Below are 7,359 nucleotides of genomic sequence, written 5' to 3' on the forward strand. Positions count from 1 at the left end.
ACATCCGTACAACCTGCTGATCTACTCATTGTTTCCGGTCCCACGCGCAAGATTGAGTTATTTGCTAGCGGCACCAAAGCAAAAAAATAGGCATGTAGTGATAAGCAGGCCTGTTTCCGTGAGCGCAGTCTCATCGGGATAGACACTATCGAACGGTTAGCTCCATGGCGCAATCCAGTCGTTAGAGCCTTAACCCGGTTTTCCGTTCCACTGCACCTTACACCCCAGATACATAAAATCGCTGGTGGCGCCTTCCAAGTAGACGGTCATTCCCGCAGCAGCAGCTACGCCATTCTGCACGTAGCCCTGCAAGGCTACAAACAGCCCGTTTCCGAAGGTGGTGGCCTTGTAGTTCATGATCGGGACGGTGCGCGCGACCCACCAGATACCATCCGAACTGGTGAGCATTACTGAGCTGCCCGCCGTGGATTGACTACTGACGGCAATGAAGTGCCCGTTGCCGTATGAAACGTCCGACCATGAAGAAACCACAGGCAATGTCCGCGTCGTCCAGTTGATGCCGTTGTGACTGGTTATAGCGAGCTGCGTGTTTACCCCGGCCAGGCCGCCCGACATTGCCACCCACACGCCGTTGCCATAGCACAGGCTTTCCCAGTAGCCGGCAATGTGCAGGCCGCGTGCAGTCCAGGTGAGGCCGTCGGTGCTGGTCACGTAGTTGGCGGTATTGGTCGTTGCCATCGCAACGAACATGCCTTGAGCGAAGCGCACGATTCGCCAGCAGACGCCTACCGGCAACGACCGCGCGGTCCAGTTGATGCCATCCGGGCTAGTGGCGTATGAGCTGGACGCGGTTGTGTTGCTGCCGTGAAAGGCCACATAGAGTCCGGCGCCGTACGCAATGGATCGGTAGGTCGTTCCAGCTGGCGCGGCCGGCATCATTCGCAGGGTCCAGGTGTAGCCGTCTGGACTGGTGACGCATCTGTCCGTGCCGGCCACAGCAATAAACTGGCCGCCCGCCCAGATCACGTCGGTGTAATGCCTGCCGGTTTCCCCGTACATAATCACAGTCCAGCTCAGGCCATCCTGGGAAACGCCGATTGTGGAGTTTTCGCCCACGGCCACAAACAGGCCGTTGCCATACGTGACCGATGCCCAAGTGCCACCGACAGCGGCATTCATCACGGCAGCAAACATGCCTTGTCCGCTTGGGGGGAACTCGGCCGCCAGTTCAGGAAAGGCGGCGCGCGAAACAGCGGTGCCGGTCGGCCGGTAGTTGACGCCGGAACGCATCATCAAGTCGGCAACTGCGCCCAGGGGGACCGTTGTGACGGACTTGACTGCGGATCGTAGAAAACGTCCCATTTAGATTGCCTCCTTCTCATAGCCAGAAATGTAGTAATCCACCTCTGCCTTGTCACTACGTACAAAAATCTTGCGACCCACCGACACGGCAATGCCGGTGCGTTCAAGGGGTTCGTTAGGCTCCATCGGGGCGTCGTACTCCAAGAACACGGTGCCCGGTGCCTTGGTATCCGGCCCTGGGCCAATCGCCAGGCGTACCCGGACATTGCCCCCGGTTTTGTTGCAGAACGAAACCGTGGCGGTGGCCGCGGTCGCCGGCGCTTGGCATTCGTACGCCATCACCTCGGCGCCGGCGGCCAGGTTGCCGCCTCCTAATGTTCCACTTTTGACTGGCATTGAAACTCCCTCTTAAAGTCCTGCTGCATAAAAAAAATGTTCGGCCCAGCTGTTCGCGGCGCGTTTGCTGTTCATGTATTGGGGGTGCGGATCGGCGTGCGCGACGTGCGACGACAGGCGCGCGGCATCCTGTTCGATCGCGCTGGCAGCCAGGCCGATACGGTCGTAGAACGCGTCGGCTTCCGCCTTGGTCAGATAAATCGGGTGCGGGTCGGCTTTGGCTTCGTGGGCCGCGATCGCGTTCAGTACCGACCGCTCCGTCGCATAGGCGTACTGCGATACGGTCAGATCGACGGCGGCCACGCTCGCGTAGGCCACAATCATGTAGATCACCAGGGCGCGGCCCTGGCCGTCAACGGGCAGCGGCTTTTCTGTGGCCGGGTAGTTGCCCACGGCCATCAACATACCGCCAGACGCGCGCCCGCCGATCAGGCCGATTTCGCGCACGGTCCAGCCCCCGACGTTTTCGGGAATAGCAGCCTCGAAAACAAGCCAGGTAGGGTGGTCCGGGTGCACCGTGATGCTGCTGATTTCCGCGCGGTAGACCTCGCGCACCAGGCCGGCCTGCGCCGCGTCCGGGTCCGTGGCGGCGCCGGCGCCGTCGCCCAGGGCGAGATGGGTAAATCGGGCCGTCTGCTTGGCGGCATGCGCGGCGGCCAGCTCGGCCAGGCCGCCGTTCGTGGGGACATTGAAAAATTTGCTCATGGGGCTTTCGGATAAATGGTGGTAACGACGATGTCTTGGCAGGCCGCGCCAAAGTAAACCTTGGACCTGGTGGTGGCCAGCAGCCGCACGCTGAAATGGCTACGGACCGGCTTGACGGCCGCAATCTGCTGTTCGACGGATGACAGGAACCCGCCCACCATGCCCACGCCTTCGGTGTCGATGTCAACGTGGAACGTGTAGGGCGCGCCCTGGGGCATGGTTTCCCACCATTCGACAACCTTGCCGACCACGCCCAGGGAGTCCAGCGCGGCGCGCAGGGCTGCGCGGGTGCCCTTCTTGCGGTGTACCTGGTACGACGCGGCGATGACCGCCCGCTTTTGCTCCTCGGTCCAGGCGTCTATCCAGCCATCAACCGACATCGTGGAGGCCAGCCAGGGCAGCAGCGGGGCGGGGCACGTCGCCGGGTTCATCAGGTCGCCCAATGGCGCCACCAGGTCGCCCAGGCGCGCATTGACGGTCGCCAGGTTGCGTTCCAGGCGCGTGGCATTCGGTGGCAAGAGGCTAGTCATGAACGCCGCCGTACTTGACCATGCTCGATGTGCAGTACGGCGCTTGAATGCCGCTGGTCTGGATGCTGGCCGGCGGCTGCGTCAGCTCGATGCGTTCGACGCCGGCGACGTGCAGGGCCGCGTGCAAGCCGGAAATGGCAACGTCGCGGCCCAGCTGGTGGCACTCGGCCACGTAGTCGTCCAGGCGCTTTCTGGCTTCGGCCAGCACGATCGAGGAATCCGGGCCGGGAAAGGTGAATAGCTTCGCCTCTACCTGGTAGCTCACGATCTCGGCCGATTGCGCGACCACGTAGTCGGTGAGGGGGCGAACGTCTTCCTGGTACAGCGCCTTTTCGACGGCCGCCAGCAAGTCGGCGCTGGCGGCGCCGGTGCTTTCGCGCGACAGCACCGTGACCAGGACCGATCCAGGCTTGGGGCTGTACACCGACGCATCGAGCACGCGTGGATCGGCGGCGCGGGTGGCGGACACGTACGCCCCTTCCGGGCCGGCGACCGAAAACCCCTCGGGCGCCAGCTGCACGCGCTTGCGTAGATCGCTGTCTTTCTCCATGACCGGCGCGATGTCTTCGTCGGGGTTGCCCGGATCGAGGACCAGGCGCTTGACGCCGAACAGGGCGGCAAGGTGATCCAGGTCCGACTTTTGGGCATAGGCCAGCATGACGCTGCGCGCGGCATCGTTGATGCGCTGGCGCAGGACCATTTCCCGGTAGGCGTTCTCCTGCAGGTTAATGACCAGGGGTTCGGATTCAAACGCCAGGGTAGCGGCCACTTCGGCCCGCTGGTCTGCCGGATACAGGGCGATCAAGGCCGCCTTGCGCTCTGCATAGATCGTTTCAAAGTCCAGCACTTCCACGACCGTTGGGACTGGCAAGCGGGCCAGGTCGATAGGGGTCGTAATCATGCGGTCCTCTGTGATGTCAGCGTCACGCTGGTGGCGATCGCTTCGCGGGAAATGTTGGTGGTGCCGTAGATGTCAATGACTTGCGTGCCTGGCGCGGCCGGGTCGATCGACAGCCCGATCCGCGTCACCTTTAAGCGCGGTTCCCATTGCATCAAGGCCGTGGCGGCTGCGGCGTAGATGCGCACTTGGGTGGCCGGGTTGTTCGGTGCGTCGACCAGCTGGTACAGGTCGGACCCGAACCCTCGGCGCTCGATGCGCGACCCGCGCGGCGTCGACAGAATCTTGGCGATCGACTGGTAGAGATGTTCCAGGCCGCCGATGGATCGGCCGGTAGAACGGTTCATGCCCTTCATGGTGGTCCCTTAGTTTTGAACGATGGAAGTCACGATGCCGCTGCGCACCGTGACCGTTTGTTTCGATGCGGTCGCAAAGGTGCCGCTGGCGCCATTGCCAATAATCGCGCTGGCGAATTTGCCTTGGCCCTTGGCGGTCACGTTGCCGGCTACGCCCACGTTGTCGTCGACGTCCACATTGCCCGTTACCTTGCCGTTGCCGTCCAGGGTGAACAGGGGCGTGGTGACGTTGACCGATGCCGGCGCGGTCAGGCGCACGGCGCCGCCCTCGGGCAAGGTGGCTAGCAGGGAGTGCTTGGCATGGTCATACTCGATCACGGCGCCATCGGGATACGCCCTGGTGTGAGTGTCCGGGCTGTGACTCGGCGCCGGCGCGTTGCCGGCATAGATGCCGCACAGGGCCACGCCGCTGGCAGGGTCGCCCCCAGGGCACAGCAGCAGCACGTTTTCCCCCACTGTCGGCGGGTTCCAGTCGCGCGTGGTGCCGGCGGCGAAGGCCAGCCAGCGAATCCAGTCTGTCTCAAGGTCGCCGGTTTTCACGCGGCACGTTTCCGCCTGGTGGTTGACGGCGGAAACGGTGCCCTTGCGGATCATGTTCAGGATGAGGCGGAGTAGTTCGGTTGGGTTCATAGCGCCATCTTGCCGCCCTCGCGCGCGCGTTGCACCTGGCGGCGTTTGTGCCTGCAGCGGCTACGCTTTGATACCCATTCCAGCCTGGCGCCGGCGGTGGCATTGTGTCCGCGCCGCGCGTGGCGCCACTGCCGCGTGCCTTTTAATCCACCAGGAACCCCGAACTGTGAAACCGAAAGACGCTGTACCCTCTTATTTGAACAAACTCCACCAGGTAGACGCGGTCGACTTCGTGCGCGACTTGCCGCCCGCCTCCATCGACATGCTGTTGACCGATCCCCCGTACTGTTCCGGCGGGCTGCACAAGTCGGCGCGCGACAAGCCCACAGGCGTCAAGTACATCAATGCGTCGACCAAGACGGACTACGAGGACTTCGACTTCGACAACATGGACCAGCGCTCGTGGCTGTTCTGGTGCCAGGGCTGGCTGTCGGGCGCGCAGCGGGCGTTGAAACCCGGTGGCCTGGTGGTGTGCTTCATCGACTGGCGCCAGCTGCCGGCGTTGACGGACGTTATCCAGGCGGCCGGCTTTACGATGCGCGGCATAGCTGTATGGGACAAGACGGTCGGCCGCGCGCGGCCGCGCAAGGGTGGATTCAAGCAACAGGCGGAATTCATCGTTTGGGCCAGCAAGGGCGCCCTGCCGGCGGTCGACGTGTACCTGCCTGGCGTTTTTCAGTCGCAGCTGACATTCCCGAAAAACCACTTGACCGAAAAACCGTTGGAGGTAGGGCGCCAGATTGTGCGTCTGGTCCCTCAAGGGGGAACCGTTGTCGACCTGTTTGCCGGATCGGGCACGTTCTTGCTGGCGGCCAAAGAAGCGGGGTTGAATTGGACCGGGTGTGAGTTAAACAAACGGTATTACGCCCTCGCGTCAGAACGCCTGGCGGTTTGAAGTCTAGAGAAGAATTATGCGTTCATCAAAATTTTTATGACACAAAATCATGTAAGTCGAACATTATGTCGACAAACGGTGTCCTTGTTGCCGCAATAGTTCGGGTGGGATTTCAGGAAATCCGATATCTTGGATTACATCGGCAAGTAAAAAATGAAGTTCTTTTACCTGCTTTAAAGATGAATCAATTTGATCTTCATTTTTGCTGCCAAGATTCGGATTGTCATTATCCAATAATTTAAGTAAATCAAAAATTGAAAAAAAATCTTTTTTCGATTTTGGTAGATTGTTATTTATAGCAAAATACATTTCTGCAATTTCTTGCGACTGTAAATTTTCTTCAATGTTTTTTTCGGTTTTGGAGATTTCTTTCCTGAACCAATTTGTTAATGAAACTACTGCACCATTTAAGCGTTGAACCCCAAAAATTATACTTCCGATTTTTTCGAAACGCTCAGCCATTAAATTCTCCTAAAAATTTAAACAAGCACCAATAAATTTATTAAATGTAAAAATGCCTCACAATTTTTATAAATAAAATGGTGAGGCTTTAAATTGAATATCTAATAGAACTAGAGATTATCTCAAAGTTTTACAATATTCAAGCTCTTCATTGTACAGGCGAAACTTAACTTCGTCACAGACGATTTTATCACGCATAGAGGGCGCGTTCCTGCAGACCTCATCCATTTGCAGCCATGCTCGATAGGCAGCTGCCGTGCAAGCTACTTGAGCGCCGCTATCACTTGGGGCAGCTCCAGGTGGATACTCACCCGGAACACTCGGAATGCTACCAGCGTCAGCGCCGCCCCCTGCAAAAGGACCTCCACCACCTCCACCGGCATCGCCACCGCCACCACCTGGTCCTGTAATAACCACAACAGGATCACAGCCGTTAGTTACCGGGGTTTCTTCTGATTTCGACGAAGATTTCTCAACTGCCACTGCCTGTAAAGAGGTGGCCTTATTAGCACCAACTCGTTGTTGAGCATCCTCGTCGTTGTTATCACAACGAGTGTTGGTACTATTTGAGTCAGCATCCGATTTTTGTACTTCCCATCCATCAGCCGCGACTAGTAAATTCACCAAGGCTTCTTTGTGGCCGCCCTGAATTTTTACCGGGCGCTTAGGCACTGTCAGCTGATCCGAAGACATTACAAGCATTTTCCAGCCTGTTAGGATGTCGCCCGAAATTTGAAATGCTTTTCCACTTGTACTATTGAACCCATAAAAATACCCTTGGTCATCATAGTGCGCAGTGTGAACTATGCCGTTAGAAAAAATAACGCGGTCCAGTAGTCCATCCCTATGGTAAATGTATTCGCCCTTAATACCATCAGCGCGTTCAGATGTTTTTAAGTTTCCGTCCAGATACTGAAACCTGGTTTTGTTTTTCCCGACAATCTTGGCGGCGACATTTCCATCACCAAAGACCAATATTGGAACCTCAGTCAGTTCTTTATATTTTGGAACTGCCGATGCTCCATTCGCCGCATAGGACTGACCGGCTATTAAAAAGCATGCAACTACAATATTAAGACGCCAGTTGTTTTTCATCAGAGGCACTTGCAAAACTGGTCACGTGTGTGAATTTGATCGCCGGACTCGGCATGATGGAGGGGCGTGGGCGCCCATTTCTGGCATGATATTGGTTCTGAAGACAACATCAAAACGCCCACACCATGA

At 58.1% G+C, this 7,359-nt stretch carries 10 protein-coding genes; 1 reads left to right on the top strand and 9 read right to left on the bottom strand.

The window, feature by feature from the left end:
* Nucleotides 1–189 precede the first annotated feature (189 nt).
* The 7 genes from F2P46_RS35085 to F2P46_RS35115 are packed head-to-tail and all read right to left on the bottom strand — an operon-like array spanning nt 190 to nt 4,778.
* A complete protein-coding gene (locus F2P46_RS35085; protein ID WP_166899057.1) occupies nt 190–1,323 on the bottom strand; it encodes a hypothetical protein in 1,134 nt (377 codons plus the stop codon).
* Nucleotides 1,324–1,659, bottom strand: a complete 336-nt coding sequence (locus F2P46_RS35090; RefSeq protein WP_166899059.1) for a hypothetical protein — start codon at nt 1,657–1,659, stop codon at nt 1,324–1,326.
* A 12-nt stretch (nt 1,660–1,671) separates the two neighbouring features.
* The gene (locus F2P46_RS35095) at nt 1,672–2,364 is read right to left on the bottom strand and encodes a phage tail protein (protein WP_166899061.1); all 693 of its coding nucleotides are present in this window, start codon (nt 2,362–2,364) and stop codon (nt 1,672–1,674) included.
* A complete protein-coding gene (locus F2P46_RS35100; RefSeq protein ID WP_166899063.1) occupies nt 2,361–2,894 on the bottom strand; it encodes a phage tail protein I in 534 nt (177 codons plus the stop codon). The genes F2P46_RS35095 and F2P46_RS35100 overlap by 4 nt, the downstream gene beginning before the upstream one ends.
* Complete coding sequence (locus F2P46_RS35105; RefSeq protein WP_166899064.1) at nt 2,887–3,795, bottom strand: baseplate J/gp47 family protein; 909 nt, start codon at nt 3,793–3,795, stop codon at nt 2,887–2,889. Before F2P46_RS35105 ends, F2P46_RS35100 begins: the two co-directional genes overlap by 8 nt.
* Nucleotides 3,792–4,148 (bottom strand): GPW/gp25 family protein, encoded by a 357-nt coding sequence (locus F2P46_RS35110; protein ID WP_166899066.1) that lies wholly within the window; start codon nt 4,146–4,148, stop codon nt 3,792–3,794. The genes F2P46_RS35105 and F2P46_RS35110 overlap by 4 nt, the downstream gene beginning before the upstream one ends.
* 9 nt (nt 4,149–4,157) lie before the next feature.
* Complete coding sequence (locus tag F2P46_RS35115) at nt 4,158–4,778, bottom strand: phage baseplate assembly protein V (protein ID WP_166899067.1); 621 nt, start codon at nt 4,776–4,778, stop codon at nt 4,158–4,160.
* 196 nt (nt 4,779–4,974) lie between these two features.
* On the opposite strand from F2P46_RS35115, the gene F2P46_RS35120 reads away from it, so the two are divergent.
* Nucleotides 4,975–5,673 carry a site-specific DNA-methyltransferase gene (locus F2P46_RS35120; RefSeq protein ID WP_229509588.1) on the top strand — a complete coding sequence of 233 codons (699 nt, stop codon included), beginning with the start codon at nt 4,975–4,977 and terminating at the stop codon, nt 5,671–5,673.
* 63 nt (nt 5,674–5,736) lie between these two features.
* On the opposite strand, the gene F2P46_RS35125 is transcribed toward F2P46_RS35120, so the two are convergent.
* Both F2P46_RS35125 and F2P46_RS35130 read right to left on the bottom strand, forming a co-directional pair.
* Nucleotides 5,737–6,135 (bottom strand): hypothetical protein, encoded by a 399-nt coding sequence (locus F2P46_RS35125; RefSeq protein ID WP_166899069.1) that lies wholly within the window; start codon nt 6,133–6,135, stop codon nt 5,737–5,739.
* A gap of 117 nt (nt 6,136–6,252) precedes the next feature.
* Entirely contained in the window at nt 6,253–7,230 is a 978-nt protein-coding gene (locus F2P46_RS35130) for a hypothetical protein (RefSeq protein ID WP_166899071.1), read from the bottom strand.
* Nucleotides 7,231–7,359 lie beyond the last annotated feature (129 nt).

It is taken from the genome of Massilia sp. CCM 8734 (genome assembly GCF_011682155.1).
Lineage (GTDB): Bacteria > Pseudomonadota > Gammaproteobacteria > Burkholderiales > Burkholderiaceae_D > Telluria_A > Telluria_A rubra.

Coding starts and splice junctions, on each gene's coding strand:
- F2P46_RS35115 (WP_166899067.1), bottom strand. CDS start 4,778: ATGAACCCAACCGAACTACTCCGCCTCATCCTGAACATGATCCGCAAG.
- F2P46_RS35110 (WP_166899066.1), bottom strand. CDS start 4,148: ATGAAGGGCATGAACCGTTCTACCGGCCGATCCATCGGCGGCCTGGAA.
- F2P46_RS35085 (WP_166899057.1), bottom strand. CDS start 1,323: ATGGGACGTTTTCTACGATCCGCAGTCAAGTCCGTCACAACGGTCCCC.
- F2P46_RS35125 (WP_166899069.1), bottom strand. CDS start 6,135: ATGGCTGAGCGTTTCGAAAAAATCGGAAGTATAATTTTTGGGGTTCAA.
- F2P46_RS35130 (WP_166899071.1), bottom strand. CDS start 7,230: ATGAAAAACAACTGGCGTCTTAATATTGTAGTTGCATGCTTTTTAATA.
- F2P46_RS35095 (WP_166899061.1), bottom strand. CDS start 2,364: ATGAGCAAATTTTTCAATGTCCCCACGAACGGCGGCCTGGCCGAGCTG.
- F2P46_RS35105 (WP_166899064.1), bottom strand. CDS start 3,795: ATGATTACGACCCCTATCGACCTGGCCCGCTTGCCAGTCCCAACGGTC.
- F2P46_RS35100 (WP_166899063.1), bottom strand. CDS start 2,894: ATGACTAGCCTCTTGCCACCGAATGCCACGCGCCTGGAACGCAACCTG.
- F2P46_RS35090 (WP_166899059.1), bottom strand. CDS start 1,659: ATGCCAGTCAAAAGTGGAACATTAGGAGGCGGCAACCTGGCCGCCGGC.